Annotated in this window: 25 protein-coding genes and 3 tRNA genes; 12 read left to right on the top strand and 16 right to left on the bottom strand. The window is 67.0% G+C overall.

The window, feature by feature from the left end; genetic code table 11:
* Positions 1–11 precede the first annotated feature (11 nt).
* The 4 genes from AB0E63_RS32485 to AB0E63_RS32470 form a co-directional block, all read right to left on the bottom strand.
* Positions 12–971: a penicillin-insensitive murein endopeptidase gene (locus AB0E63_RS32485; RefSeq protein ID WP_360374709.1), complete on the bottom strand. Its 960-nt coding sequence runs from the start codon at positions 969–971 to the stop codon at positions 12–14.
* Positions 972–1,054: 83 nt separating this feature from the next.
* A complete protein-coding gene (locus tag AB0E63_RS32480) occupies positions 1,055–1,672 on the bottom strand; it encodes an L-threonylcarbamoyladenylate synthase (RefSeq protein ID WP_360374707.1) in 618 nt (205 codons plus the stop codon).
* A gap of 11 nt (positions 1,673–1,683) precedes the next feature.
* Entirely contained in the window at positions 1,684–2,343 is a 660-nt protein-coding gene (locus AB0E63_RS32475) for a class F sortase (protein WP_360374705.1), read from the bottom strand.
* Between the two features lie 20 nt (positions 2,344–2,363).
* Positions 2,364–3,197 carry a DUF4397 domain-containing protein gene (locus AB0E63_RS32470; RefSeq protein ID WP_360374703.1) on the bottom strand — a complete coding sequence of 278 codons (834 nt, stop codon included), beginning with the start codon at positions 3,195–3,197 and terminating at the stop codon, positions 2,364–2,366.
* 270 nt (positions 3,198–3,467) lie between these two features.
* On the opposite strand from AB0E63_RS32470, the gene AB0E63_RS32465 reads away from it, so the two are divergent.
* Together AB0E63_RS32465 and AB0E63_RS32460 are read left to right on the top strand one after the other, a co-directional pair.
* On the top strand, positions 3,468–4,199 hold the full coding sequence (locus AB0E63_RS32465) for a hypothetical protein (protein WP_360374701.1): 732 nt from the start codon (positions 3,468–3,470) through the stop codon (positions 4,197–4,199).
* A 39-nt stretch (positions 4,200–4,238) separates the two neighbouring features.
* Complete coding sequence (locus tag AB0E63_RS32460; protein WP_360374699.1) at positions 4,239–5,732, top strand: MFS transporter; 1,494 nt, start codon at positions 4,239–4,241, stop codon at positions 5,730–5,732.
* Between the two features lie 27 nt (positions 5,733–5,759).
* Here the strand turns inward: AB0E63_RS32460 and AB0E63_RS32455 are convergent, their stop codons facing one another.
* Positions 5,760–6,473 carry a DNA alkylation repair protein gene (locus AB0E63_RS32455; RefSeq protein ID WP_360374697.1) on the bottom strand — a complete coding sequence of 238 codons (714 nt, stop codon included), beginning with the start codon at positions 6,471–6,473 and terminating at the stop codon, positions 5,760–5,762.
* Between the two features lie 11 nt (positions 6,474–6,484).
* Positions 6,485–7,228, bottom strand: coding sequence for an SDR family oxidoreductase (locus AB0E63_RS32450; protein WP_360374695.1), 744 nt, complete (start codon positions 7,226–7,228; stop codon positions 6,485–6,487).
* Positions 7,229–7,494: 266 nt separating this feature from the next.
* Between AB0E63_RS32450 and AB0E63_RS32445 the strand changes: the two genes are divergently transcribed.
* Both AB0E63_RS32445 and AB0E63_RS32440 read left to right on the top strand, forming a co-directional pair.
* Positions 7,495–7,821 carry an STAS domain-containing protein gene (locus AB0E63_RS32445; RefSeq protein ID WP_360374693.1) on the top strand — a complete coding sequence of 109 codons (327 nt, stop codon included), beginning with the start codon at positions 7,495–7,497 and terminating at the stop codon, positions 7,819–7,821.
* A gap of 152 nt (positions 7,822–7,973) precedes the next feature.
* On the top strand, positions 7,974–8,702 hold the full coding sequence (locus tag AB0E63_RS32440; RefSeq protein ID WP_360374691.1) for a polyprenol monophosphomannose synthase: 729 nt from the start codon (positions 7,974–7,976) through the stop codon (positions 8,700–8,702).
* A 691-nt stretch (positions 8,703–9,393) separates the two neighbouring features.
* Here the strand turns inward: AB0E63_RS32440 and AB0E63_RS32435 are convergent.
* From AB0E63_RS32435 to AB0E63_RS32425, 3 genes are all read right to left on the bottom strand, one after another.
* Entirely contained in the window at positions 9,394–10,335 is a 942-nt protein-coding gene (locus AB0E63_RS32435; protein WP_360374689.1) for a hypothetical protein, read from the bottom strand.
* A gap of 112 nt (positions 10,336–10,447) precedes the next feature.
* Positions 10,448–10,798, bottom strand: a complete 351-nt coding sequence (locus AB0E63_RS32430) for a metallopeptidase family protein (protein ID WP_360374687.1) — start codon at positions 10,796–10,798, stop codon at positions 10,448–10,450.
* Positions 10,799–10,815: 17 nt separating this feature from the next.
* The gene (locus AB0E63_RS32425) at positions 10,816–11,766 is read right to left on the bottom strand and encodes a hypothetical protein (RefSeq protein ID WP_360374685.1); all 951 of its coding nucleotides are present in this window, start codon (positions 11,764–11,766) and stop codon (positions 10,816–10,818) included.
* A gap of 128 nt (positions 11,767–11,894) precedes the next feature.
* On the opposite strand from AB0E63_RS32425, the gene AB0E63_RS32420 reads away from it, so the two are divergent.
* The 5 genes from AB0E63_RS32420 (at position 11,895) to AB0E63_RS32400 (ending at position 14,718) form a co-directional block, all read left to right on the top strand.
* Positions 11,895–13,067 (top strand): hypothetical protein, encoded by a 1,173-nt coding sequence (locus tag AB0E63_RS32420; RefSeq protein WP_360374683.1) that lies wholly within the window; start codon positions 11,895–11,897, stop codon positions 13,065–13,067.
* A gap of 124 nt (positions 13,068–13,191) precedes the next feature.
* Positions 13,192–13,264: transfer RNA gene (locus AB0E63_RS32415), tRNA-Glu, on the top strand.
* A 59-nt stretch (positions 13,265–13,323) separates the two neighbouring features.
* Positions 13,324–13,400 (top strand) — tRNA-Asp (locus tag AB0E63_RS32410).
* A 46-nt stretch (positions 13,401–13,446) separates the two neighbouring features.
* Positions 13,447–13,519, top strand: a tRNA-Phe gene (locus AB0E63_RS32405).
* Positions 13,520–13,998: 479 nt separating this feature from the next.
* Positions 13,999–14,718, top strand: a complete 720-nt coding sequence (locus tag AB0E63_RS32400) for a hypothetical protein (RefSeq protein WP_360374681.1) — start codon at positions 13,999–14,001, stop codon at positions 14,716–14,718.
* Between the two features lie 240 nt (positions 14,719–14,958).
* Here the strand turns inward: AB0E63_RS32400 and AB0E63_RS32395 are convergent, their stop codons facing one another.
* Complete coding sequence (locus AB0E63_RS32395) at positions 14,959–15,618, bottom strand: class I SAM-dependent methyltransferase (RefSeq protein ID WP_360374679.1); 660 nt, start codon at positions 15,616–15,618, stop codon at positions 14,959–14,961.
* A 196-nt stretch (positions 15,619–15,814) separates the two neighbouring features.
* On the opposite strand from AB0E63_RS32395, the gene AB0E63_RS32390 reads away from it, so the two are divergent.
* On the top strand, positions 15,815–16,546 hold the full coding sequence (locus AB0E63_RS32390; protein ID WP_360374677.1) for a MerR family transcriptional regulator: 732 nt from the start codon (positions 15,815–15,817) through the stop codon (positions 16,544–16,546).
* On the opposite strand, the gene AB0E63_RS32385 is transcribed toward AB0E63_RS32390, so the two are convergent.
* Both AB0E63_RS32385 and AB0E63_RS32380 read right to left on the bottom strand, forming a co-directional pair.
* Positions 16,543–18,930: a VIT domain-containing protein gene (locus AB0E63_RS32385; protein WP_360374675.1), complete on the bottom strand. Its 2,388-nt coding sequence runs from the start codon at positions 18,928–18,930 to the stop codon at positions 16,543–16,545. The two genes, AB0E63_RS32390 and AB0E63_RS32385, sit on opposite strands and share 4 nt — an antisense overlap.
* Positions 18,902–19,609, bottom strand: coding sequence for a MerR family transcriptional regulator (locus AB0E63_RS32380; protein ID WP_360374673.1), 708 nt, complete (start codon positions 19,607–19,609; stop codon positions 18,902–18,904). Before AB0E63_RS32380 ends, AB0E63_RS32385 begins: the two co-directional genes overlap by 29 nt.
* Positions 19,610–19,777: 168 nt before the next feature.
* Between AB0E63_RS32380 and AB0E63_RS32375 the strand changes: the two genes are divergently transcribed.
* On the top strand, positions 19,778–20,302 hold the full coding sequence (locus tag AB0E63_RS32375) for a DinB family protein (protein ID WP_360374671.1): 525 nt from the start codon (positions 19,778–19,780) through the stop codon (positions 20,300–20,302).
* 23 nt (positions 20,303–20,325) lie between these two features.
* On the opposite strand, the gene AB0E63_RS32370 is transcribed toward AB0E63_RS32375, so the two are convergent.
* The 3 genes from AB0E63_RS32370 to AB0E63_RS32360 all read right to left on the bottom strand — a co-directional run bounded on the left by AB0E63_RS32370 (position 20,326) and on the right by AB0E63_RS32360 (position 23,279).
* Positions 20,326–20,769, bottom strand: a complete 444-nt coding sequence (locus tag AB0E63_RS32370; protein ID WP_360374669.1) for a hypothetical protein — start codon at positions 20,767–20,769, stop codon at positions 20,326–20,328.
* A 152-nt stretch (positions 20,770–20,921) separates the two neighbouring features.
* Positions 20,922–22,355 (bottom strand): hypothetical protein, encoded by a 1,434-nt coding sequence (locus AB0E63_RS32365; RefSeq protein ID WP_360374667.1) that lies wholly within the window; start codon positions 22,353–22,355, stop codon positions 20,922–20,924.
* A 153-nt stretch (positions 22,356–22,508) separates the two neighbouring features.
* Positions 22,509–23,279, bottom strand: a complete 771-nt coding sequence (locus AB0E63_RS32360; protein ID WP_360374665.1) for a hypothetical protein — start codon at positions 23,277–23,279, stop codon at positions 22,509–22,511.
* Positions 23,280–23,762: 483 nt separating this feature from the next.
* On the opposite strand from AB0E63_RS32360, the gene AB0E63_RS32355 reads away from it, so the two are divergent.
* Complete coding sequence (locus AB0E63_RS32355; RefSeq protein WP_360374663.1) at positions 23,763–24,881, top strand: helix-turn-helix transcriptional regulator; 1,119 nt, start codon at positions 23,763–23,765, stop codon at positions 24,879–24,881.
* A 1,169-nt stretch (positions 24,882–26,050) separates the two neighbouring features.
* On the opposite strand, the gene AB0E63_RS32350 is transcribed toward AB0E63_RS32355, so the two are convergent.
* A complete protein-coding gene (locus AB0E63_RS32350; protein ID WP_360374785.1) occupies positions 26,051–26,527 on the bottom strand; it encodes a GNAT family N-acetyltransferase in 477 nt (158 codons plus the stop codon).
* Between the last annotated feature and the right edge of the window lie 174 nt (positions 26,528–26,701).

Raw genomic sequence — 26,701 nt, 5'->3', positions numbered from 1 at the left:
CCCCAACTATGTCAGCAGGTGTAGAGGGAGTTCGGGTGGACCTTTTCGCAGAAGCGAACGTGGAGGTGGTTGTCGTGGGCGGGCCATTCGGTGGTCAGGCCCTCGTTGATCAGGGTGGGGTCGTTGAAGAAGATGATGCGGACGTGACCGGGCGCCGCCGCCTTGATGGACTGGATGAGCTGGCGGGTGGCCGCGCGGTCGTACGTCGCCGACTGCCAGGTGATCCGGCCCGCGGTGCATTGGCCGTTGTCGGTGCGGATCGGCCAGATGTCGATGTCCATACCCACGTCGTGACTGCCGTGGCCGGGGATGTCACCACCGTGCTCGAAACCGGCATCGCCGTACGGGACCTGGCCTTGCCCGGTGGACGCGAAGGATCTCGCGCCCTGCTCGAGTTCGGCGACCGCGGCCGAGGTGGCCCAGTTGGCCGCCGTACCGTTGCCGTCCGGGTCCTGGTCGCACAGGTTCGCGGTGAAGTCCGGGTAGTCGTAGTGCCAGGCGAGGTTGCGCCAGGTGATCGGGCCGACGATTCCGTCCGCGCCGATCCCGGCATGTGACTGGAATGCCGCCACCGCGTCGCGGACCGCCGTACTGAACACTCCATCGACCGCCAGGCTCAGCCGCCGCTTCGCGTTCAACTCGACCTGCAGAGCCTTCACCGCCGCGTTGTTGTCGCCTGACCGGATCGTCGGCGCCAGGGCCGTCCACGTCTGCGGTCCGACAATCCCGTCGACGCCCAGTCCCTTGGCTGTCTGGAACGCCTTGGCCGCCGAGACTGTGGTCGCACCGAACACCCCGTCCGCGGCGACCGACTGCCCGTTGTACTGCAGCAGAAATTGGATCGCCTGGACGTCGGCTCCACGATTCCCACTGCTCTGGGTCGGGAAGAAGGCGTTGGCATACGCGTACGCCGGGGCCGGCAGGCCAACCAGCAGGACAAGGGCGAGCAGCGCGAACACGAGACGTTTCATGGCTCCTCCGGGGCGGGTGAGGATGCGTTACTGATTGACTTTCATCCGCCACCATCGGGCACAAACTTGCCAACCGCAAGACCTCACTCGAACGGTCTGGGGTCCCCCGCACCGACGCGGACGATCTCGGGTACGTCGTCGGAGAAGTCGATGACCGTGGTGGGTTCGGTGCCGGTCTCACCCTCGATGACGGCGTCGATCTGGTTGTCGAGCTCTTCCTTGATCTCCCAGGCCTGCGTCATCGGCTCTTCGTGGTCGGGCAGCAGCAAAGTGCTGGAGACGAGTGGTTCGCCGAGTTCCGCGACCAGGGCCTGGGTGACCACGTGGTCCGGGATCCGTACGCCGACCGTCTTCTTCTTCGGGTGCAGCAACCGGCGCGGCACTTCCTTGGTGGCCGGCAGGATGAACGTGTAGCTGCCGGGCGTCGCCGCCTTGATCGAACGGAAGACGGCGTTGCTGATGTGCACGAACTGCCCGAGCTGGGCGAAGTCCTGGCACACGAGTGTGAAGTGGTGCCGGTCGTCCAGGTGCCGGATCGTCTTGATCCGGTCGATCCCGTCCCGGTTCCCCAGCTGGCAGCCGAGCGCGAAACACGAGTCGGTCGGGTACGCGATCAGCCCGCCGTCGCGCAGCAGGTCCACTACCTGCCCGATCGACCGCCGCTGCGGATTCTCCGGGTGCACGTCGAAATACCTGGCCATGACGGCCGAGCCTACTTCGCCAGACCGATCGCGGTCGCGGTGACGACCAGGTTGTCCTCGTACCCTCCGCGGGAGGCGTCGTACGCGCCGGTGCAGGTGATCAGGACCAGCCGATGGTCACCGGTCTGGGTGAAGGCGCCACTCTTGGTCGCCAGCGCGTTCTTCGGCACCGACGCGATCGAGGCGACCTTGTACGACGCCGTGTGGCCGGAGCCATGGAGTACGACGACCTCCCCCGGCTTCACGCGCCGCAACCGGGCGAAGAAGCCGAGGCCTTCGGTCTTGGTGTCCACATGACCGGCCAGGACCACCGAGCCGAACGGATCACCGGCCTCGGCGCCGCCGTCCCACCAGCCGACCCGTTTGGCCTCGGCGGGCACCTGGAGCTGACCGTCGACAGTCGTTGCCTGAAGCACCGGAGCCGTCGCGCCGCCGGGCAGCACGACCTGCTGCGGGATGAAGCGGATCCGCTGGCTCGGGGCCGGCGTCCCTACCCGGCCGGGTGGTGCGGAGATCGGATCGGACGGCAGCGGGATCGTCGGAGTGATCTCGCCGGTGAACCTCGGGACGGACGACGGCGCCGGCGTTGAAGTGCCGTCGCCCGTACCGGAGCCGGACACCGCACTGTCGGCCCTGGCGGTGCAACCCGCCAGGACCAGACAGCACAGCACCGAGCTGATCAGCCACCGTTTCAGCGACGGACCCTCTTTCCAGCGACCTTCCGGACCGTCACCATGGCCGCGAGCATCCCGGCCAGGAACACCACGACCCAGAGGCCGGACTCGTTGGACTCGGCAGAGTTTCGCGCCTGGTCAAGCTCTGCCGCCTGCCCTCCGGTTCCGGTGTTCACCAGTTTGGGCTTGTCCGATCCCGTCGCCGGGACCTTGATCGTTCCGAGTGCCACCGTCATCGTCTTCAAGCTCGGTGCCCCGATCGCGAATACGCGGGTCAGATATCCGGCCTTCACCGGCAGATCCAACGGACCGAGAACAACGGGTGAAGTTGCCCCCGCGGGCACGATGTCGACCTTGTAGGTCCCGGCCGGAACGACGGCGTCGAGCGATTCACCATTCGCCACATTGGCGAACAGCACCTGGCCGTTGACCCGGATGTCTGCCGGTCCCACCGCCGCGTCGTGCGCCACCCGGAGCCCGGCCTTGTCCTTGGGCACCGCGTTCAGGTTGTTCGCGTACGTCGTGATCAACGGGTTCCCGGTCGGCGAGACCGGCTGGTGGATGACAACGTCGAGGCTGGCACCGGAGCCGGCCGTCACGTCGCGCTGGATGACCACCTTTCCGCCTTGCCTGGCAGTGATCGTCCGCTTGCCGGCGGCAACCCCGAACGGCCCGATCAGCTTCGCGCCTGCGACCCCGGTGGCCACCTGGCGCCCGTCGATGCTGATGTCCAGGGTGCGTCCGGGCAGGCCCTGGACGAAGTACAGGTTGGCACCGGCCGCGGCCTGGGCCGGTGCCGCCAGAACTGCCGGCGCCCCCGCGACCGTCACCGCCAGCAGCAGCGGAATCACCCTTCGAATTACCGGACCCCGAATTCTCGAAAATACCCCACTTGATACAGCCCGGAATTGTCCGGACACGCTCCGTTTCACCATTCTGCGCCCCCTCCGAAGCTCACGAAAAACACGGCAGTAATTGCCGAACCCCACTAATTCGGGCGTATCGTATGCCCAAGTCCGTTCCGGCCACCAGAGGAAACGGCCAGGACCGTTTGGGGGCGGTTACTCATGTCGGATCCCGGTGCTCCGGAACGTGAGCTCCTCCCGAGCGCCTCATCGGGGGTGGAGGATCTCAGCGCCGGCCGCAGGGCAGTGCGGGTGCTGGCGGCGGTCGCGCTGACGCTGGGGCTCAGCGCGGCCGCCGCCTGCTCGGACGGGAACGCCACCCCGGTCGCGCCCAGCCCCGGGATCGACAGCGGGGGTTCTGGACCGGCCAACGCGACGCCGACGCCGACCGTGTCGGTCAGCCCCGGTCCCGGTGTGACCAAGCCCGGCATCAAGCTGGTCGCCGTACCGCGCCCGGACGGGTCGTTCGACGTCACCGAGGACCTGATGTTGCTCGAGGCCACGAACATCCTGCAGTTGCAGTTGCCGTCGTCGGGTGAGCACTTGCCCGGGATGATGGCCAAGACCACTCCCAGAGCGACGAACCTGAAGCTGGTCGCCCAGGACCAGTCGATCCCGCTCGAGCAGACCACCCTCAGCAGCGCGGCCGACGTACCACTGACGACCGCGGCCACCAGGATCCGGCTGACCTATCGACTGGCGGGCTCATCGGTCCGCGCCACACCGTCGACGGCGGATCGGGCCGGCGCGGCGATCCGGCCACTCACCTCGACGGCCGACGGGACGCTGCCTGTCGATTTCACCGTCACCAGTGGGCTGCTCAACGCGGTCTGTCCGCTGATGACCGACACCCGGTGCGCGGTCGGCGACCCGCCCAAGCTCGGCATCCTGCCCAACATCCCGGCCAGTCAGGCCCTCGTCGTACTCCAGCTGAATCTGCCCCACTGAGCCTGATACCTGCCGCTGTCCCGGCCGTAGTCTGACCCCATGAGCGAGCAGATCGCGTTGGGGACCAGCCGGGGCCGGTGGGTGCTGGCCGCGACGGCGCTGGGGTCGGGGATGGCGTTCCTGGACGGCACGGTGGTGAACGTCGCGTTGCCGGCGATGGGCGAGGAACTCAACGCCGGCATGGCCGGCCTGCAGTGGATCGTCAACGGCTACATGCTGATGCTCGCCTCCCTGGTCCTGCTCAGCGGCTCGCTCGGTGACCGGCTCGGGCGGCGGCGGGTGTACGTCATCGGGGTGATCTGGTTCGCGGTCGCGTCGATGGTGTGCACGGTCGCTCCCACCCTCGAGGTGATGATCGCGGGCCGGGTCCTGCAGGGCATCGGCGGTGCGCTACTCACGCCCGGCAGCCTGGCCATCCTGCAGACGACGTTCCGGCAGGCCGATCGCGCCAAGGCGGTCGGCAGCTGGTCCGGCCTCACGTCGGTGGCCGCGGCGGTCGGCCCCTTCGTCGGCGGCAGCCTGGTCGACAGCGGCTCCTGGCGGCTGATCTTCCTGCTCAACGTGCCGGTCGCGGCGGTGACCGTCCTGGTTACGCTCCGGCACGTGCCCGAGACCCGCGACGAAGAGGCGGCCGGCCGGCTCGACATCAACGGCGCGATCCTGGCCACGATCGGTCTGGCCGGGCTTACCTTCGGCCTGATCAGCGCGGGCGAGCGTGGTTTCGGCGATCCGGCCGTCCTGACCAGCCTGGCGATCGGTGTGGGCGCATTGGCGTTCTTCGTCGAGGTCGAGCGGCGCAGCTCGCACCCGATGCTGCCACCTGGCATCTTCGCCAACCGCCGCTTCACCGGCGCCAACCTGGTCACGGTCGCCGTCTACGGCGGTCTCGGCACGGCCACCTTCCTGCTCGTCGTCTACCTGCAGACCGTGCTCGGCTACAGCGCGCTCTGGGCCGGCGCGTCCCTGCTCCCGATGACCGCGCTGATGCTCGCCCTGTCCGGGTACGCCGGTGGCCTGTCCGATCGGATCGGAGCCCAGCTGCCCATGACGATCGGGCCGGTACTGATGGCGGCAGGGTTCCTCCTGATGCTGCGGATCCAGCCGGGCTCCGGGTACTTCGACACCGTCCTGCCGGCCGTGGTCGTGCTCGGGCTCGGCCTGGTCGCGACCGTGGCACCGCTGACCGCGACTGTCCTGTCGTCGGTGGCGGACCACCACGCCGGGATCGCGTCCGGCGTCAACAACGCGGTCGCCCGGTCGGCGCAACTGATGGCGGTCGCGGCGATCCCGATGGCGGCCGGGATCACCGGTGACACCTATCTCGATGCCATTGAATTCCACAAAGGATTCGGCCGGGCGCTGTGGATCTCAGCGATCCTGTGCGCGGCCGGCGGCGCGATCGCGTGGTTCACCGTGGGCGAGCCGAAGGAGAAGCCGGGCAAGACCCCGGCCCGCGTCCACCACCACACCCATTGCGCTCTCGAGGCTCCGCCGTACGCCGACAGCCGGACGCCCTCGCCGTCGTCGAGCTGACCTGGCCGACTTGTCGACAAATCTCGCTCAGCGGAGTGCGAGGTAATGCTTGCGGACCGCGGGGTCGAGACGCTCGATCGCGTAGCGGAGCATCGTGCGCGGCATCTGGGTCGCGTGCTGGTCGAGGAACGCGAGCAGCTCGGCTTCGGAGACGCGCTTGCCGGCTTCGCGCAGCATCCAGCCGGATGCCTTGTGGATGAGGTCCTCGCGATCGCCGAGCACCTCGGCGGCCAGTGCATAGGTGTCCGCGGTCTGCCCGACGCCGATCAGGAACTGCGTCGCCACCAGTGCGATCCGCCGCTCCCACAACGACTCCGAACGCACCAGTGAGTAGAGGACATCCCGGGGCTTGTCGAGCACGTAGCCCCCGACGACCTGCGGAGCACTGCAGTCGACCAGGTCCCAGTTGTTGATGTACGCCGTACTGCGCAGATAGAGCTCGTGGATCGCGGTGAGCTCCGCCGTGTTCGCCGTACGCGGTTTGAGGCTGCGGGACGCGCGGTCGGCGAGCAGGCAGAGGATGGCGAGCCGGTGCTCGTGGACCGGGCTGGTGAGGGCCTGCTCGAGCTCGGGCAGGGGGAGATCCGCGCGCAGGTAGGGCTTGAGGATGCCGCGGATCGTCGAGAGTTTCACGCCGATCATCCGGTCGCCGTACCCGTAGCCACCCACCTGCAGCTGGAAGTACCGCGACAACACCTCCGCCACCGCGGGATCACCCGCGGCGTCGACTTCGGCGAGCAACTCCTTGGTACTCAGATCAGCAGCCCTCCGGTGGCGAGGAGGTTCTGGCCGGTCAGCCAGCGACTGTCGGGGCCGGCCAGGAAGGCGACCACGTCCGCCACCTCGGCGGGCTCACCGATCCGGCCGAGTGCGGTGATCCCGACCAGCGCGTCCTTGGCTTCCGGCGGGTTCTCCTGGTGGAACATGTCCGTGTCGGTCGCCCCCGGTGACACCGTGTTCGCAGTGATCCCGCGGGCGCCGTACTCACGAGCGGCGACCTTGACGAACTGCTCGAGCGCCCCCTTGCTGGCGGCGTACAGCGAGATGCCCGGACCGGGTACGGCGGTGTTGAGGGTGGAGATCGCGATGATCCGGCCGCCGGCGCGCAGGGTCCGGCCGGCACGCTGGATGGCGAAGTACGGTCCTTTGACGTTGGTCGCGAACAAGTCGTCGTAGTCGTCCTCGGTGACGTCGGCGATCGGCTTCACCGCCGCCTGGGCCGCGTTGCAGACAAAGATGTCGAGAGACCCTGTCGGCGCGGTCGCGCGGTCGAACAGCTCGTCGATGGTGGTCAGATCGGCCTGGTCGGCCTGGACCGCGATCGCCTCACCACCGGCCGCCTTCACCTCGGCGACCACGTCCGCTGCCGCGGCCTCGGTGCTGGCATAGCTGAAGGTGACCACAGCGCCGTCCGCGGCCAACCGCCGTACGATCGCCGCGCCGATGCCGCGTGATCCACCGGTGACCAGCGCCGCCTTGCCGTCGAGTACGCCCATGGGAACTTGTCTATCACTGGGTGTGGATCTTGCGTTTGTTTGACTGCTCGCCTGTAGTGGCAGCGCTTACATAGCAGGTCACGCTCCGGGGTCATCCGCACCACACCCGTTGTACCGTGCGCACCTTGGGGCATACGGTGAGTGCACGGCAGTTCCATCCGCCAGGACCGACCGACGTTCGTGGCGCAACACCCCCGGGGGGAGATACCGGCGTGACCAGCCACCCAGAGCCGGACAGCGAGATGATCAGGACCACTTTCGACTCTGTGACCGAGGAGCTGGAACCCGGCGTCCTGCTGGTCCGGCTGTCCGGTGAGATCGACATCGCGACCACGGACTTCGCGTCCGAGTCGATCCGTGCGGCGGTCGCCCCGCCGGCCCGGCTGGTGCTGATCGACGTCTCCGCCGTCACGTTCTGCAGCTCCGCCGGCCTCGGCAACCTGGTCGAAGCCCGCAACCTGGCGGGCGAGCACAACATCACCCTCGCCCTGGTCGGCGTCGGCCGCCCGGTCGACCGCCCCCTCGCGGTCACCGGCCTCGGCGGCCAGTTCCAGATCTTCTCGACCGTCCAGGAAGCCCTCAGCAGCCTCTGACCCGATATTGTTGCCGACGGCAAGCTGTTTGGCAGGCGCGGGCCGGTACGCCGGTTCCGGCCGACGTGCGGCAGACTGCAGTTCGTGAGGTCACCTGTACGACCCTGGACAGGTGATGCGATAGCGTCCGGTGTCTCCGACAAAGGAAAGCCATGGGTGAGCTGAGCAAGATCGTGGTCGTCGTGCCGACCTACAACGAGCGGGAGAACCTGCCTGTGCTGGCCGGGCTGCTGTCCGACCTGAACCTGCCCGGCCTGGAGATGCTTGTCGTCGACGACAACTCCCCCGACGGCACCGGTGACGTCGCCGACGAACTGGCGAAGGAGTCGCCGGAGCGGGTCGGCGTACTGCACCGGACCGTCAAGGACGGGCTCGGCCGCGCGTACATCGCCGGGATCACCCGTGCTCTGGACGAGGGTGCCGACATCGTCATCCAGATGGACGCGGACCTGTCCCACCCGGCGTCGGTGATCCCGACCATGGTCGAGACGCTGCGTACGACGGATGCCGGCCTGGTGATCGGGTCCCGGTACGTCGAGGGCGGCTCAGCCGCGGCGGAGTGGGGCTGGCACCGGCGGGCGCTGTCCGCATGGGCCAACTTCTACGTGAACGCCCTGCTGCGGCTGCACGTGAAGGACGCCACCGCCGGGTTCAAGGCCTGGAAGGCGGACACGCTGCGCTGGATCGACGTGAGCACGATCGAGAGCAACGGGTACTCGTTCCAGGTCGAGATGAACTACCGGACCGTCAAGCGCGGCCTGCGGATCGCCGAGGTCCCGATCCGGTTCGAGGAGCGCACCGAGGGCGTGTCGAAGATGAGCCTCAAGGTCCAACTCGAGTCCGCCCTGATGCCCTGGAAGCTTCTGTTCTCGCGCTCGTAGATCGATCCGGCAACGGACGCGATCATCTGCTGGACCTCGGCACGCACCGTGTCGAGGTCCTGCATGTAGGCGGCCCAGCAGATGCTCAGACTGACGTCGTTGACCTCCGGTGCGCCTCGCAGCCGGATGCACTCGCCGCTCAGTGAGTACGTGGCGTCGTCCATGCGGCGGCGGCCGGTGAAGCTGATCGAGGCCGCCTCGACGACATTCAGGTTGGGTAGCGGCAGAGCGCGAACCGGTCCGGCGCGGAAGCCATAGATCCCCTGCTTGTCCGCGAACGACGTCGCGTCGGACCGCAGCAACGGGCGGGACGGCAGCGGATTCGTCGACACATAGATCGCGAACGTCGCGCCGCGGTTCCAGGACACCAGCCGGAGACCGACGTAGTCCGTGGTCACCGTCCAGCCGCCGGCGACCTCGACGAAGAGGCCGTGATCCAGGGGTTTCCCGCGGTCAACGTCAGGTTGCCGGCGCGGGTTGCGTGACGGCGTCACGGCTGGAGCCGTCGGCGCTGTCGTCGCCGGGGCAGAGGTTGTGCTCGGAGCCGGGGCCGCGACGCTCTGCGGGCCGGACGGCTCCGCCTGCCGGACCAGTAGGCCGCCGGCCGCGAACACACCGACGACCAGCACGGCGAGGCCGCCCGCCAACAGCGCGACTCTGCCACCCTCGACCGGGCTGTCCTGCAGCGACATCAGATCGACCGAGCGACGGACGCCAGCATGCGAGGCATGTCTTTGAAAGCGGCGTTCGGGTCGTCCTTGCGGCCTTCGACACAGACGATCACCGTCACGTTGTGAATCGACTCGACACCGGTCATCACGGTGCAGCGCGCGACCATCGAGATGCTCCCGCCGGTCTTGGTGTGGATCCGGCCCGACAGCGCGATCTGCGCCTGGGTGTCGATGTTCGAGTTGGCCGGAGTGACCGTCTCGACCGGCTCCTTCCGCGCGGCGATCCAGTGATCGATGCTGATCACCGTGTCGGCCGCCTGTGGTGCGGCTTGGTCCGCGCGGTACGCGATCGGGCTGACGATGATGTACGCCGCGCCACGGCCCGGTGCCAGCAGGGAAACGCTGTACTTCGTCTGGTGTTCCTTCCGCCAGCCCGCCGCCGGCTTGACGTACACGTCGTCGTACACCTTGAGGCCCTGGTCGATGTCCTTCAGCGTCCGGCGCCGCTCCGTGGGCGTCGGGAAGGTCCGGGTCGGCTTGGGTGACGTCGGGGGGAAGGGTGTGTACGACGGGGCGGTCGGCGACGGGCTTCCCGAGGTCAGGCCGTCGGAGTACGTGGCGGTCGGCATCGGACCGCCTGCTTCGGCGTCATCGCTGCCGCCTCGGGTCGCCAGGACCACACCGGCGCCACCGATCAACGCCAGTACGAGAGCAATGCCTCCGGCCAGCAGCCACGGCGTCTTGCTCTTGGGCGGTTGCTGGGGCGGCTGGCCGTAGTACGGCTGCTGGGGCGGAGCGCCGTACTGCGGTGGTGGTGGCGGACCGCCGTACTGGTACTGCTGGGGCGGGCCTCCGTACTGCGGCTGCTGGGGTGGAGTGCCGTACTGCGGTGGTGGCGGTGCGCCGTACGCACGGGTCTCGTCGTTCTCGGGATTCCAGGCAGGCGGCTGGGGATCGCTCACTGCGAAAGCCTCACTTGATCGTTCAAAGCGGAGTGGCCGGCCCCGATTCCGGCCGCCTGAGGCTACCTCAACCAGGTGACTTCGTCCCGCGTATTGCAGCAAGTGGCAACGCTCAGCCGTAGCCGAGTTCGTGCAGACGGGCGTCGTCGATGCCGAAGTGGTGGGCGATCTCGTGCACCACGGTGATGTTGACCTCGTCGACGACGTCGTCGAGGGTGTCGCAGATCCGCAGCGTCGGGTTGCGGTAGATGGTGATCCGGTCCGGCAGTACGCCGCCGTAGTAGTGCCCGCGTTCGGTCAGCGGGATGCCCTCGTAGAGCCCGAGCAGCTCGCGGTCCCCGGCCGGCGGCTCGTCCTCGACGAAGATCGCGACGTTGTCGATCAGCCCCGCGAGTTCCTCGGGTACCTCGTCCAGCGCCTGCGACACGAGCACCTCGAAGTCGGCCCGGCTCATCTCGATCACGCTGCCAGCGTAGTGACCTAAAGCCAGCCCTGACGGGACGCTTGGACGCCGAGCTGGAACCTGGTCTGCGCCCCGAGCGCCTCCTGCAGGCGGCCGATCCGGCGCGCGATCGTACGCTCGCTGACGCCGAACTCACGGGCGATCGACTCGTCGGTCAGCCCCGCGCTCAGATAGGTCAGCAGCCGCTTCGCATCCAGGCTGGGACCAGCGTTCACGTCGTTCAGCTCGGTGCCACCTGTGATCGGTACGGCGATCCGCCAGAGCGCCTCGAAGATCCGGGCGAGCCCACCCAGCAGTGGCGAGTCGTGCACCACCATGGCCACGAACTCCGGCCCCCGCCGTACCTCTGCCCGTGCCCCGACCAGCGCCCACCGGTCGTCGACGATGGTGATGTTGAGCGGTACGTGCGGGAACACCCGAGCCTGCTCACCGGCCTCGATGCACGCCTGCACCAGGTGCAGCGCGTTGGCGTCTTGGAGGACGTGGGCGCCATAGATCACGTCGTACCGGACGCCCCGCTCGAGTGCGTCGAACATGCCGTCCACGATCCGCAGCTCGCGGGCGGCGATGTTGCCCATGGTCATAGCCCGGACCTGTTCCTGGGCGTCGGTCTGGACCGAGTTCAGGACGGCCTGCGCGGCGGCGTACGTCGGCAGGACCTCGAGGTAGTCCGGTTTGCCGGTGGCCGCCTTCCAGAGCTCGGAGAGCAGCTCAGCGCTGTCCCGGGCCAGCGCGGCCTGCTGGGTGTGGCGCTCCGCGAGTGCACCGAGCGCGAGGCGTGGCGGCCGGACCACCACGGCGTCAGCGGTCCGCTCGACCAGACCGAGGTCAGCCAGCTCGCAGAGCGCTCCATCAAGGTCGTCGTGGCGGGCGGCCAGGTCGGCCGGGGCGGTCTCCGGGTTCTGCAGCAGGTCGAGCAACACCGCCTCCGCGCCGGCAGAGACTCCCAGGCCCCGGAGCGCTTCCATGCCCCTGTGTATCACCGGGCGACAGGTTCTCGCCATGCCGGTTTCTGACAGCCCGAGCCCTCGTAGTGCCCGCTACACCGGGCAAATACTGATGCCGCCCAATCCCCACGCGTTTCCAGGAGTCCCCGATGAGAAAACGCCTGATCTGGCCCGTGGTCGCCGCTCTAGGCCTCACGCTCGGTCTCGCGACCCCGTCCGGCGCCACCGCGGCCCCTGCCGTGCAGAGCGCCGTACCGCAGCAACTGTCCCCAGAGGTCCAGCAGATCGTCGACAACCTGCCGGCGATGCGCGAGCGGGCCGAGGCCGTCAAGGCCAAGCTCGGACTGAAGGACAACCCGGCGCAGGACGCCGTACTGCATGCGATCGACCCGACACAGTACGAATGCTCCGACGCCACTCCGGCGGTGGTGTCCGCGATCCTGCCCGACCCGACGAACTGGACCTTCGAGCAGCGGCTCGCAGTGCTGCACGTCCTGCTGTTCAACATGGCGCTCATGGATGCGGCGTACCTGCCGCAGACCGGGCCGTTCACGTACGGTGCGCGAGGCGAGTTCAGCAACCAGGTCAACCGCACGATCCGCGACCTGAAGACGTTCTGGGACATCCCGTCCGGTGACGTCGAACTGGTACCCGCGCACGGCCGCGTCATGCTCGACCCCGAGGTGAACTACCGCGTCTTCACCACTCTCTACGGCTTCGCTCCGGCCGCTTCGCGGGTCTCCGCGGACCTGGTCGCGCACGAGTTGAACAGCCCGGCGCTCGGGTACGGCGACCTGCCGATCTTCACGTTCAATGCGTACGCCGCTCCGGGTGGTGAGGACATCCCCGGCTACGGCAAGTCCCCGCGGCGGATCGCCTTCGGCGACGGCGTGATGGAGGGCTTCGCCCGCGTCGGGCTGGGTGACGTGGCACCGCAGGCCATCCTGGCGCATGAGTTCGGTCACCAGGTCCAGTACTCCGACGACCTGATGCGGCCCGACCTGCCCGCCCCCGAGGCATCCCGCTGGGCAGAGCTGATGGCGGACGCGTTCAGCGCCTACTTCCTCACCCACGCCCGCGGCGCCGCGATGCAATGGAAGCGGGTGCAGGCGTTCGGCCAGATGTTCTACCAGCTGGGCGACTGCGGCTTCGCTGCGGCCGGCCACCACGGCACACCGAACCAGAGGATGCGGTCCGCGCTCTGGGCCTACAGCGTCGCGGATTCGGCCCGCCCACAGGGCCACATCCTGCCGGCCCTCGACTTCTTCGGGCTGTTCGCTGCTCAGTACCCGCAGCTGGTTGCTCCTGACGCGACCAGCTGATTCCAGGGCGCCGTACGCCTCCCCCCTGGGCGTACGGCGCCCGTCCCGGAACTCGTTTTGGAGCCCGGGCCCAACTCCTCTATGCTTACGGCTGTCCCTGGAGCTTCGGCTCCCGCGGGTCCGAGTCCCCATCGTCTAGTGGCCTAGGACGCTGCCCTTTCAAGGCGGTAACGCGGGTTCGAATCCCGTTGGGGATACGGTCGAAAGACCGGTGTCAGAAGCACCTCGAAGATGCTGTAGGATCATCGAGTCATCTGGCCCAGTGGCGCAGTTGGTTAGCGTGCCGCCCTGTCACGGCGGAGGTCGCGGGTTCGAGTCCCGTCTGGGTCGCCAGGAGAAGGCGGCGGTGTCAAAAACACCGCCGCCGAGCTTTCTCCCCGGTCAGGTAGCTCAGCTGGTAGAGCGTCCGCCTGAAAAGCGGAAGGTCGGCGGTTCGAGACCGCCCCTGACCACAACCTCAACCCTCTCCATCATCCGGGGAGGGATTTTCTTTCCCCCGCGTGCCACGCGACCGCTCGTCGTCGCTCCGCTCCTCCTCGCGCCCGCTACGCGCGCTCCCACCCACCCGACCTTCCCTTGCGAGCTACCGCTCGCGATCTGCGGGCTGTCGCCCGCGCTGACCACCTACATCGGCCGCCTCCGCAAAGTGATCGTGCTCACGCGGATCCCGTGCGCGTCGGCAACAGGTGGAGACGGTTGTCTTAGCGGATAGCGAGTCCGGCCGCAGGCTGTCCCGCTCGACCGGCGTACCGGTCTCCGTAGTGAACACAAATCCGCCCTCCACCCACCGGCCAGCAGACGTTCAGTGCGGCCCTTGCTGGCGGCCCGGTACGGACGCATGCTCGGACTTGACGCTACTTCGCGCCGCGGGCTGGATCCTGGTGTGTGCACCACGTCCGACCCACCCCTGGCTGCGACCGTGGGAGACGGTATGGACGAGTCACGAGCTCTTCAACGCGCAGGATGGGCTGGCGCCGCTTCGATCGTGCTGCTCGTCGTCGCGGTGGCGCTGTGCTACCTGGTCGGCGTCGACGACCCCGGCATGTCGGACGCCGCCATCCTCGAGAGGCTCAACGACGACGCGCGGCAGGCCGCCGCCGGCATCGGGCTGCCCGTACTCGCTGCGGGCGTCGCGCTCCTGCTCTGGTTCGCCACCGGTCTGCGACGAGTGCTGGACCGACTGTCCGGCGGCGACCCGCGCGCGCACGCGATCGTGCCAGCCGCGGCGCTGTTCAGCGGGCTGATGATCACCAGTGTCTCACTCGATGTGGCAAGCGCGTTCGCGGCATGGTCGGACGAATTCACCGCCGACCCGGACACCGTCCGCGCGCTCGGCATGGCGGGGCAGGTCCTCGCGCTCACAGGGCTGATCGGCGGCGGTGTGCTGGTCGCTGTGACGACGCGGATCGCCCAGCAGGCGCGCGCCCTGCCGACGTGGGCCGTCTGGGTGTCGTACGCGGTGGCCGTACTGTGCCTGTCCGGCTTCTGGAGCGGGGGAATGGCGTCCGTGGCCTTCGCGCTGTGGCTCATCGGCGCCATCATCGGCGTACTGCGCGCGGCGCGGCGAACACCACCGGCGCCGGCGGTCCCGAAGCAAGGCGCACAGGCTCCCGAGGTGGTCCGCGCGCCCCCGACCGCCACCAGCGACTGACACCCCAGCGACCTCGTCACACCCCGACCCGGCGTCCACACACCTGGCCTCTGCACCGCCTCGGAACGGTTGCGTGCGGCTGCGCCTCCCGACGGCGGGAGCCATCCGCCGACAGGGACCGAGTCGACACGAGCTGTGCAGCTGCGATCACTGACTACCTTTCCTGGAAGGCTGCGCGACATCCAGGCCGCATCGACGCACGCCGGCTGGCGGCCCGTCATCGGCAGTGGACCGTTGCCGTTAAGCGTTCGTGGCTGTGGGTTTGCGGGCTAGGAGGTAGCCCTGTGTGGTCTTCTCGGTGCCCTCACGCTCGCGTACTGCTGTCATCGTCAGCTCGAAGCCTGCGTCGCGGAGGAGCTCGGCGACCTCGGCCGGTTGTTGCCGGTATACGTCGAGGGAGATAGGTGTGCCGAACAGCTCCGTGTACTGAGTCCGCTCGGCGCCGATCTGGAACGTCAGCATCAGCTGCCCGCCTGGCGCGAGTACTCGGTGAAACTCAGCGAAGACCTGCGGTCGCTGCTCCCACGGGATGTGGATGATGGAGTAGTAGGCAAGCAGTCCGCCGAGTGACGTGTCCGGCAGATCCAACGCCAGCATCGATCCCTCCTCGAACCGCAACTGCGGGTGGGTCCGCCGGGCCAGCGCAAGCATCCCGGGCGACAGGTCAATCCCGAACGCGTCCAGCCCCAGGCGGGACAGCAGTATCGTCACCCGGCCCGGCCCACACCCGACATCGGCGACAGGTCCGTTGCCACCGGCCCGCACCAGCTCAGCGAAAGCGGCGAACAGCGCCCGGTCGACGGGCCTGTCGTCCAGCCCTTCGGCCACCACGTCGGCATGCTCGGCGGCGAGTGCGTCGTACGACTCTCGCGTAGCGGCGACAAAAGCAGCATCAACCATGGCCACGGAGACTAGACGGCACCGCCGACACACTGGCCCAGAGCCGCGCACCGGGCTGAAACACCGGCCACCACGTGAGCACACCACTCCGAAGACCCGCACCCAGGACGAGACGGCTTCTCTCGCTCGGGCCTGCGCCTCGAGTGGAGGCCGAGTTGCTTGACTCTCGGGCTGGCTGAGACTTGATGATGTTGTGGTGGCGGACGAACTGGTGACTATCGGGGCCTTTTCGATGTTGGCGGGGTTGTCGATTTCGGCGCTTCGGTATTACGACGACATCGGGCTGTTGCGGCCGGCTGAGGTTGACTCGCGGACGGGGTATCGGCGCTACAGCTTTGGCCAGGTCGATAGGGCGCGGCGGGTTCGGCTGCTGCGTGAGGCGGAGCTGTCTACGGAGGACATCGCCAGGATGCTTGACGGTGACGCCTCTGCTGCTCGTGCGGTACTCGCGCGGCAGCGGTCCGTGCTGCGCGAACGTACCGGACGGGTTGAGGAGCTGTTGGATCAACTGGCGCAGGACTTGGAAGGGAGTCCGATGCAGATGAGATCGGCTGCTGATTTTGGATTGGCTGCGGTGAACATCGGGGTGGACTCCGATGCCGCGCTGGAGATCGCATGTGGTTTCTGGGGTGAGCTGCTCGGTGTTCAGTTGGAGGACTGGGGAAGTGGAAGCCGGCAGGTGGTGCTTGGCGAGGGCGATGCCATCAGCTTCCTCAACATCAGAGTGCGCTCGACGGATGAGCCGCAGTACGGGCACAAGTCCGCGTTCGGGCTTGGTGTCGTTGGACTCGACGAAGCTCATCAGCGAGCCGTGACTGCTGGGGCGACCGAGCATTACCCGCCTACTGATGGCGAGAACATGCCCCGGCACTCACGGTTCGCTGATCCAGCGGGGAACAGAGTCGTCTTGTGGGAGAGCGGGCCCTAGCGTTTCCAGAAAGCGTTGCGGGTTGGGGTTTCCGTACCGATGAAGGCTGCGATGACATCGATGGTGCGTTGCCAGAGGGCGTCGAGGTCGGCGTCGGATGGTGGGGTTGGGCCTTCGCAGGCGGCCAGGGCGGTGACTAGGTCGCGCAGTGGTGCGAGGACCGTGTTGTCGACTGAGGGGGTCAGGTGGTGGAGCAGGGCGTCGAGGCGGGTGGCTAGGTCGGCCAGGATTGCGAGTCGTTGGGTCCTGGTCGGCGTACCCGCTGCCTGGAGGAGGCGGGCCTCGTCGGCTAGTTGTGCTCGGGCTTCGGCGAGCAGGTCACGATCGGGATCGGCATGCCGTGACAGTGGCCTCGCAAACGAACTCCTTGCGCGCCGCGCCCGGTAGCCGGCCGACGATGGTGCCCCCGATTGGAGCTGGAAGCCGGTCGCGTCGCTCGCCATTGCGGCGGGCATCGATGGGGCCCTGAAGCCGAGGGACACACCGGTGAACTGATCGGCGTCCCAGCCCTGGGGGAGTTCGACGGGCTGAATGACGTGATGGCCCGGGCCGCCTTCTGCGACGACTCTTGAGTCGACTGCTACGAGGGCGGTGAAGCGGCACAGCACCTTGTGCTGCAGGGAGACGGCGACGATCTGGCGCTCCAACTCCTGCGGGTTCTCCGCGCCAGCGGCGTACCGGTCTTCGAGGTCGCGTAGGTGTCCTCGCGCCCACACCGGCGCGAGGACACCGCTCGCCGCCGAGACGGCGGGCACAGTCAGCTGCCACGGCTCTCCGGCCGCGGTCGTGCCCTGCAGTCGCATCGCTGCGTCGGGCGCCGAGCTGCGGTACCGGCCGCGGATCACTACAGGTACGCCGACGAAAGCGTCCGGCATTCGCGCCGGACTGGTCGTACCGTCGACCAGTGTCAGCCCGTCGGCGGACAGTGTCAGGTTGGTCAATAGCGGAGTACCGATCCGGCGGTGGATTCGGTCGAGGGCCTCGTCGAGGCGGTCCTCGCTCTCCACCAGTTCGCAGCGGCCGCCGCCGACCGCGGCCAGGCGACCGAGGAAGCCGGCGTTGACGGCCCGGTCGATGCCGACACTGTGGACCCGTACGCCGACGAGCGCACCAGCGAGCTCCGACAGGATCTGGTCCTCGTTGCCGACCTGCCCGTCGGTCACCAGCACCAGTACCCGGTCACGCTCATCGGCTTTCGCAGCCAGCAACGTCGTGGCCTCGCGGAGCGGAGCAAGCATCTCGGTGCCACCCCGGGCACCCACGCCGGCGAGGTGCTCGACCGCGCGGAATCGATTCCGGTCCGTACCCTCGACCAGATCGGTCGGCAAGTCCTTGGGGTGTTCGACGACGGTGTCGAAGGTCAGTACGGCGAACCGGTCCGCGTCCGTCAGCGTGTCGACAATCCGCGCCGCCGCCCGTCGCGCCGCGACCATCTTCCAGCCGCTCATGCTGCCGGACCGGTCCAGGACGAGTACGACGTCGCGCGGTCGCGGCGCCTCCGCATCCAGCGGCGGCAGGACAGTGAGCTCGAACGTACCTTCCTGAGCATCCGAATCGTCAGGCTCGACCGTCAACGCGCTGGCGGTCGCCTCCTTCTCGCCGTACGCGAGTCGGAGCACGAAGTCTCGATCGACTCGCTCGCCGGGCTCGATGGCCACGCTGGTCACACGTCCTTCGACCGCACTGCTGATCGCGTGCAGGCTGGACCGGATGCCATGCAGGCTCAGCCCGCCCGGATCCACGTCGGCCCGGATGCCCAGCCGGACCGGGTTCGGGAATCCCGGCAACAGGATCGGCGGCGTGATCCGCGATGCGTCCGGCACCGCGTCCGTGTCCGGCACGACACCGGCACCAACACTCCGTCCGGGCAGCGGTTCACCCGGGATGTAGCGGGGCGCAACCACCAGCGGCAATCGGTACGTCGCCTCGCCGTCCTCGTACGGGAGTGGGCCGACCATGGTCAGCCGTATTGTCACCCGCTCACCCGGCAGGATGTTCCCGACCCGGAGTGTGAACACATCCGGCCGCTCCTCCTCGGCGATCGAGGCCCGCTGTCCGGCCGCTAGTGCAGCGTCGTACGTCGCTCTGGCCTCAGCGCGTTCTCGCAAGTCGGCCTCGACCGTACGGCCGTCCGCCTCCATCCGCAGTCCGGTGACCGCGGCCCGGGCCGGCAGCGGGAACACGTACGTCGCCTCGAGCGCGACGTCGTGCGGGTTGCGAAAGTCCTCGGTCAGCACGGTCCGTGCGACAAGGCCGGTGATGGTCGCGTGCGCATCGATCCTCTCCAGCGGCAGGTTCCCGCGCTCGGTGCGCAGAGTCCCGAGTCCGTCGTCCTCCGTGGGGCGCCCCAGCTCGTCAGGATGCAGGGTGGTGATCTCTGTCATGTCGAGTCTCCAGGTTCTCGCTGGGGGTGAGGCGTTGACGTTCAAGCTCGGCGAGCAGGGATGCGGCGGCGGTACGGAGGGCCGACAGCTGCTCGGCGGTCAGATGCGTTGGCGGTATGCCGGTGGCGTCGAGCACGACCGTGACACCGTCAGCCAACCGGATCGCCGTCACCAGCGCTGTCCCGTCTGCCCGGTCGGCATTAGGCGCCGAGGCCGGCCGGTCCACCCAGAACCGATCCCGCGCCGACCCGCCCGCCAACCCACGCGCCGACTCCCGTGCCGACTCCCGTGCGGACTTGCGTGCCGGCTCCGGCGTGCCTTCCGGCGTCGCCGGTGCGGCAGCCACTAAGGGCTCGCTCGGCAGTGCGGCGATAGTCCGCAGGGTCCGATCGGTAGCCCCAGCCAGCTCAGCCTGGATCTCCGCCAGCGTGCGGCCCCGCGACTGCAGACGCTTGATCGACACCAGTTGCAGCAGATGCCGCCGCCCGTACATCGCAGTGCGACCACGCATCTCAGCCGGCCGATCGACCAGCCCAATAGTCGAGTACCACCGAATCGCCCGCCGGTCCGGAACCGCCCGCACCCGCCCGTTGACCTGCCCCGGGTAGTCAACGGCCAGCGCCGTACCGACCAGCTCAGTCAGCTGATCCAGCGTCCACAACTCCCCAGTCCCTGCCACGCCCTCATATTGACACTGTCATATAACACTGTCAACATCACCAATATGAACGGCGGTCGAGCCTCTTTCCTCGGCCTTGTCGATTTGCGGGCGCCTCATTCATCGGAGAGGTAGGCGGCCTCAGACGAGACCGGTGACGACCAGGGAAGGTACAGAGTGAGCGACGGTGTGATCGAGAAGATCGTCAGGCCCGAGCGCAAGTTGTCGGGATCCTGGCTGGAAGTGATTGCCTCGAACCTCGACTACCACCGAGCGACCTTCTTGTGGAAGTGCGCGGGCCTCTCCGAGGATCAGCTACGGCAACGGCCCCTGCCGTCGTCAGAGTTGACCCTCCTGGGGCTGATGCGCCATGTGCAGGGTGTCGAGCGTTACTGGTTTCAGCGAAGGCTTGCGGCGAAGACACCTCGATTCTTCCCTTACCGGAGCTATGTCACGGCTACTGGTGACGAGTGGTTCGACGAGGCGGACCCCACGCCGGCCAAGGATGTCTACGCGGACTACTTGGCGGCGTGTGCAGAGTCGCGGGAAGTATTCGCGACGGTCACCGAAAACCTCACGCGGATAGTGCCGAACCCGGAGTTCGGCGACACAGATGTGCGGTTCATCCTCGAGCATGTAATCGAGGAGTACGCCCGCCATGTCGGCCATGCGGACCTCCTCCGCGAAGCCATCGACGGCGCCACGGGCGAATAGACCGGTTCCTGTGGGGCCGGAGTTCAGGGGCGTAGGCGACCAAAAAGAATGCGGCTCAGGAGGCCGGCGAGGACAAGAGCGACGACGCCTGTCAGGGCGAGTACGGAGACGATGCAGGCCACGTTTCTGGCCAGGGCCAGTCGTGGGGTCGAGCGGGCGAAGCCGTCGGTCAGGACGGCGAGCGTTGCGAGCATCGCGAAACCGATGGCAGCAAGAACCAGTACGACGATGTGGTGACCGCCGAGGGTGGCTGTGGCGGTGAACTTCGAGGTCTCGTCGAGCCAGGAACCAACGGTGTGCATCCAGACCACGGTCGCCAGATCGGCCGCCATCACGAACCACAGGGCAACCGCGGGCTTTGACGCGATGCGCGTCCCCACCTGCGTCAGGCCATCCGGCCTTGGGATATCAAGGGCGCTGGAGGGACGAGCCAGCGCAAGACTCCGCCTTCTGTTCAGACTGCTCACTCTGGTGACGGTCATGGCTTGCTCCCGTGTCAACGGAGCGGCGCCCGCCCCCGATGACGGACGCGCTCCCTGACGTCAAGTACGCCGTACGCCCGCAGGTCGTGGCGAACAACGATGCCGTGACGGCATCATCACGCGAGAACCCAACCCAGTCAGCGATTCGCGTGCGCGGCCGCGAGCTCCGCGACGAGCAGTTCACCCGCTCCGTCGGTCGACGTGAACCACCGATGAACGGCGTCATCTGGATGCTCGATCAGCTGCGCGAGCTCTGCCGGCGTCGGCCCTCCGAAGAACGCGGGCTGATCGCTGTCGCCGGTCTGCATGAGTACGTCGACCAGTCGCGCCAGCCGGCGTTTCCGCACCGTCACCCCACGAGACAGACGCGCCTCGGCCGCCGCCCGGCGCCACTCACCGAGGACGAACTGTGCGCGTCGCTGACGCAGCAATGCGATGTCGGTGTCGGTCTGCGCGGGGGTTGCTTCGCTGGCGGGATCGAACACATCGGCGCGCACGTATTCAACGGGCGCACCTCGCAGCGGAACTACCTCTGTGAAGACAGGCGTGCGCACCCCGAGTCGCTCAGCCTCAGGGCCCGACCGCAACGTCAGCAGCACCGGCTCGTGCGCTGCTCCTGACCTTGTGTCGACCAGGCGAACCATGAGGCGATCCGCGAGTACGGCGGGCTGTCGGCGCGAACCGAACGCGGGCACGATCACGCGGACCGCCGAACCCTCGCGCGACATCAGCATCCGGATTTCCTGGGCCCGTACGTCGGTGTCGACGATGCGAGCTCGCAACTGACGCGGATCCACCGAACTGGTCAGCGCCACCTGGCCGACGAGCGATTTGGCGCCCAGCTGATAGGTGACGGAGCGATCGGGAGGCTTGAAGGTACCGACGACAGGCAATGCGGCCTTCAAGCTCTGCCATGCGTACGCGACGGCCTCCAGCTCCTCGTCCGGCCCGTCCACGACCCGGCGACCGAGGACGGCGTACCCGTTCACGAGGCGTAAGAGCCCGGAGAACAAGGCCCGGGGCAACGAGGACGCCGACTCCGTCAGTTCGGTCAGGTAGTTGGCGAACCCGTCGGCCGACCGTCGCGCCAGCACCAACGCCTGGTCGGTGCGATCCCGTCGGAGCTGGCCGGCCGGCAGTGACCTCGCTGCCTGGGCTCGGACCACTGCCCGCTCGGCATCCAGCAGCGCTTGATCGAGAGGCAGCTGCAGCCACCAGTCCAACGCGTCGATGACAGCGATCCTGCGCCACGGCCGGGCTGGCGTGAATTCGACGGACAGCTCGCTCTCAGCGCGTGGCCGACCTGACGCGAGCAGGTCGGCACGTAGCTCACTGAGACGTCGTACGGCGTCCGGTCCGATCACCGCGTCCAACAGAGCCAGGTCGGTCTCGTCCCATCGACGCACGCTGACTGATCGCCAGCGCTCAGGGTCGGCCAGGTCGACCTCGACATCGATGCCCAGCCCGAGATCGGTCGTCCTGACAAGATCGGCAGGCGTCGACTCAGCGATGCGAACCTCGGGCTCGAGACCCTGGTCGCAGCACTCAGACGCAGTCAGGAAGGCGAACATCAGGTCGGACCCTCCTTCGCGTACTGCCGGGGCGATCCTCGACATCGTTGACGAATTCAACGACCTCGACGCCGACCATGCGATGGAACTCGGTTCTCCAAAGGGTATGACTTAAGCGATCGACTGGTAAAGACTACGTAAAGTCGGCGTCGCTCAATCCGTCTGCGCCATCATCCAGGCAAGCTGTGCACCCTTGCGCCTCGGAGTCCCGGCAGGTGTCGCCGACTCGCCCCATGGCGGCGGGAGACGGCGCGCCAGTTCTTCCATCGCCATCCGCCGCAGACCGAAGTACTGATCGGCGCGATCCCAGACCGCTCGAGTCATCCCACCGGCCGTCGGACGCTGCAGGCGCCGCAAATCGGTCGCGCTGCGCAGGAAGCCGTCGCGCCGCCGTTCACGGAATTCATCGATCCGCGCCTCCACCGACGCGGAATCGTCGTCCGGCGGCGTCTCTTGCAGCCAGCTCTCGCGATCACATTCGACCCAGCACAGGTACTCAATGAAGGCAAGGAGAAGAATGTGCCTGTCCTGGGTGAGGCCGATCGGACTCTCGGCAGCCTGGCGACGCAGCCGGCTCAGCTCGCCTTGCTCGCGCCAGATCAGCCGGACGGTGCGGAAGGCCGCTCCTGCCTGCTCACCCGGGTCCGGTGGTAATGCGAGCCGAACAACATCGAGCCCCTTCGCCGGCAGGACGGGGAGCGCCGGCTGACGGCGATGAACACTTGCCGCCGCGATGCCAAGAGTCGTCCAGGCCCGGCCGTGCTCTCCCGCCGCGCGGTACGACATCGCTCGCGCGACGGTCCGCAGATCGGCTCCGATGTAGGCATCCGTCAGTTCGCCCTCGGAAAGAATCCGCCGGGCGGTGCGCCAATTGCCGAGCTCCAGCGCTGCGATCGCAGCGACCTCGCCCGGAACGGTGTTCATGGCCGTGGAGGCTCGTCACGAACCACGCCCCAAGTACCGGCGTGATCCTGGATGACGAAGCTTCCTCGCACTCTGTCGACGAGGTAGGGCCGAACGCACCAGAAGGGCGAAGGCGTCGCGGTGAGCATCTGTGCTGCGGCGAAGTATCTGCTCATGGGGCACCTGCTTCGATCAAACGATTCGCGCCGGTTTGGGTTCTCCTAGACTCCCGTCTGCCACGCACTGGGTGACTTCAACTGACTACACTTTGAGTTCAGTACTAACGGTAGATCCCTGGTGTAATCCGGTCAATCCAAGGCGTGTCATCACGTTATGATCACGAAAGGACGCGATGGGTAGCCAATATCGGCACCAGCCAGTTCTGTGAACGACACCAGAATTTACGTAGTCTTGAACTTCACCTGTAGTAGGTGTATTCGGTAGACAGTACGGTGTCCGGATCCCCTGCCGACCTGCGGTTGACTGACCATTCGGGAGTTATCTGTGGCCCCCACACCAGAGGTCGTGCGACTCGCCAAGCGACTGCGGGACCTACGCGAATCTCGCCGGCTGACCCAGGCAGATCTGGCCGGCGCCTTCAATGTTTCGGTACCAGCAATCAGCTCCTGGGAATCGGAGTCGAAGACGAAGGTGCCGCCCGAGGAGCGCCTGCGTGTGTACGCACTCTTCTTCTCGCAGACTGACGTGGCCATCGACGCTCGGCATCTCCCACGTGAGCAGGATGTGGCTCCGGCCGATCGAGAACGCTTCGATGGACTGCGCGACGAGCTTGTCAGTCTGCGTGATGCGGCCACCGGCCGAGTCGGTTCGGAGATCAGCACTACCAGCACCTGGGCCTTCGAGACCGGACCGATCACGATCATCTGCCCAGAAGCGCCGATAGAGGGTCGCTCTCCGTTGGCAGAGGACAGGAATCCCAACCACACGCGCCTGTATCGCTACGCGGACCTCGACGCGCTGATGGAGTTGTGGGGTCACATCCGCGCATTCAATCCTGAGAACGACGTCGCACATCGACTGTCGACGGAGCTGGTTGCAGACGACTTGTCCGGCGATCTGGTCGTGCTCGGTGGCATCGGCTGGAACCGCTTCGCCGACCGACTTCAGCAAGTGCTGGACGAACTGCCCTTCGCGCAGGTGTCCGTCCCGGATCTGGAGAATGGCGAGATCTTTCGGTTGAGGGAGCCTCACGGCCAGGAATTCCGACCGCGGTGGCTGGATCGCAAAGGCGCTCGGCGGGAAACGATGGACTCAGGGAAGATCAAGGCCGAGCAGGCGCAGGACGCCTGGCACAACGGCAAACGTCGCGAGCTGGTCGAGGACGTCGGGCTCCTGGCGCGGTTGCCGAACCCGTTCAACCACAGCCGCACGATCACCATCTGCAGTGGTGTCTACAGCCGCGGAGTGTTGGGTTCAGTCCGCACGCTGACCGACACCGCGGTCCGTAAGGAGAACGAGGCGTACGTGGCCCGCCGCTTCCCCAGCGGATCGTTCGCAATACTCATGCGGGTCATGGTGGTGAACGGCGAGGCACTCTCGCCCGACCTGGAGAACCCCGAAAACCGTCTCTACGAGTGGTCGCCGGAGGTACCCGCCGCGTGAGCCGCCAGATCAAACACGGACAATCGCATGCATCTCTGCTCCGCGATGTGTCGACTTCCGTCGTTCCCTCAAGCCGCAGCCGCCTAGACGCAATCGTGGTCCCAGCCGCACGACCGGCATCAGCCCTGCAGGACGTAATCTCCTTATCCGCAGCGTTGTCCGTACCATTAGTCGTGTTGTGCAGCCGGCTGGCCCATATCGAGCAAGTCGCACAACGGGTTGAGAGAACGTTTGGAGCTCGAGCCCTCATCGTCGAGGTAGGCGAGCGCGATCAACTGCTCGACGTTCCCCTTCTGACCTCCAGCCGGGAGTTTCGCGACGCGTGCGCCGATCGTTCCAGTGACTTGAGCATCAAGCGCAACATAGGGCTTCTGCTCGGCCGACTGCAGGGCTGGCGCAAGATCCTCTTTCTCGACGACGACATCAGTCAGTTTCGCCCGTCAGACATCGAGCGACTGACGGGCTACCTCGATCGGCACGCCGTGGCATCGATGGTCAGCCGACACTATCCCGACAACTCGGTCGTGTGCCATGCGCGGCGCCTCGCCGGATTCAGACAAGACGTGTTCGTCAGCGGGGCAGTCTTGGGCGCTAATCTTCAGGACCCGAAGCTCTCCTTCTTCCCGGACATCTACAACGAAGATTGGTTCTTCTTCGCCCGCGACGCTGCTGAACGCTCGCTACCCAAGATCGGCGAGGTCCGACAAGCCGAGTACAAACCGTTCGCGGATCCGGGACGCGCGGGACGTGAGGAGTTCGGAGACCTGCTCGCCGAGGGTCTCTACGCGCTGTTTGAGTACAGACCCGGCTGGGACTTCAAGGAACAGTTGCGGGCCGCGGCTCGGGTCAATTATTGGCAGCATTTCAAGGAGCTTCGCCTGCAGATGATCCAGGACACCGCTGACGCGCTTTCGGGTGTGCAACTCACGGCGGATCGGACGAACTACTTGAACATATTGCAGGCGCAGGAGTCGCTGCGCTTCGCCGAGAAACAAGCATCGGGGATCTCGGCGGATCTCTGCGTAGCCTTCCTTGAGGGGTGGCAGGAGGACGAGATTCGTTGGCAGCAGATTCTACGGAGGTACAAGACGGTCCTCGATCAATGCGACGCCCTGGCTGAACTCGGGCTGACGAGGTGGATTTCCTGTGGCTACGGCGTCAAGTCGACGTCATCCGGGACGCACACTGCGTCGAAACCTGAGCCGGATCTCACTTCGGCCGGATCCGTCGGCGAGGGGCTGAACCTTACCTGTGGGGTGAAAGCCCAGGCGGTCGTAGACCCTGCGTGCCTGGATGTTGTCGTCGAGGACCCAGACGAGCCAGTCAGTGATCATCGGCTCTTCTACGACCACGTACTGGAGGATCGCGCGGAGGACGCCAGTCCCTCGGTACTTGGGATCGACCCAGACAGACTCGATGTATCGCTCGTTGGACGGGCCGTCGTCGACCCGGAGCACGCGCGCCAGGCCGATGATCTGGTCACTGTCGCGGGCTATCACCCATCGGGCGCGGTCGAATCGCTGTCGCCAATCTGTCTGGGTCCACGACTCTTCGACCTCGTAGTCCGCGATGTAGGCCGCCGGAGAGTCCTTCAGGGCTCGGAGGCGGACGTCTCGTAGGAGTTGCCATTGATCGGCATCGAGCATCTCGAGTTCCATGTGCTGGGCCCCCTCCGTCGCACATTCCCAGTGTGACCGCTCTTCGGGAGCGTCAAACAAGCGTGGTTGGTCAGGTAGCTGCTCGCGATCCCGTGCGGCTCGTGCTTGACGCTGATCCGGTAGCTGCTGCTCCCGGGTGTGGAGGACAGCGAGTAACTGCGC

It is taken from the genome of Kribbella sp. NPDC026596 (assembly GCF_040638415.1).
Lineage (GTDB): Bacteria > Actinomycetota > Actinomycetes > Propionibacteriales > Kribbellaceae > Kribbella.
The sequence above is the reverse complement of the archived record's forward strand: the minus strand, read 5'-3'. Positions and strand labels throughout refer to the sequence as shown.

Bases quoted from the DNA above. Each gene is read 5' to 3' on its own strand.
- AB0E63_RS32485 (WP_360374709.1), bottom strand. From the start codon at position 971: ATGAAACGTCTCGTGTTCGCGCTGCTCGCCCTTGTCCTGCTGGTTGGC.
- AB0E63_RS32480 (WP_360374707.1), bottom strand. From the start codon at position 1,672: ATGGCCAGGTATTTCGACGTGCACCCGGAGAATCCGCAGCGGCGGTCG.
- AB0E63_RS32460 (WP_360374699.1), top strand. From the start codon at position 4,239: ATGAGCGAGCAGATCGCGTTGGGGACCAGCCGGGGCCGGTGGGTGCTG.
- AB0E63_RS32450 (WP_360374695.1), bottom strand. From the start codon at position 7,228: ATGGGCGTACTCGACGGCAAGGCGGCGCTGGTCACCGGTGGATCACGC.
- AB0E63_RS32440 (WP_360374691.1), top strand. From the start codon at position 7,974: ATGGGTGAGCTGAGCAAGATCGTGGTCGTCGTGCCGACCTACAACGAG.
- AB0E63_RS32425 (WP_360374685.1), bottom strand. From the start codon at position 11,766: ATGGAAGCGCTCCGGGGCCTGGGAGTCTCTGCCGGCGCGGAGGCGGTG.
- AB0E63_RS32420 (WP_360374683.1), top strand. From the start codon at position 11,895: ATGAGAAAACGCCTGATCTGGCCCGTGGTCGCCGCTCTAGGCCTCACG.
- AB0E63_RS32400 (WP_360374681.1), top strand. From the start codon at position 13,999: ATGGACGAGTCACGAGCTCTTCAACGCGCAGGATGGGCTGGCGCCGCT.
- AB0E63_RS32395 (WP_360374679.1), bottom strand. From the start codon at position 15,618: ATGGTTGATGCTGCTTTTGTCGCCGCTACGCGAGAGTCGTACGACGCA.
- AB0E63_RS32385 (WP_360374675.1), bottom strand. From the start codon at position 18,930: ATGACAGAGATCACCACCCTGCATCCTGACGAGCTGGGGCGCCCCACG.
- AB0E63_RS32365 (WP_360374667.1), bottom strand. From the start codon at position 22,355: ATGTTCGCCTTCCTGACTGCGTCTGAGTGCTGCGACCAGGGTCTCGAG.
- AB0E63_RS32360 (WP_360374665.1), bottom strand. From the start codon at position 23,279: ATGAACACCGTTCCGGGCGAGGTCGCTGCGATCGCAGCGCTGGAGCTC.
- AB0E63_RS32350 (WP_360374785.1), bottom strand. From the start codon at position 26,527: ATGCTCGATGCCGATCAATGGCAACTCCTACGAGACGTCCGCCTCCGA.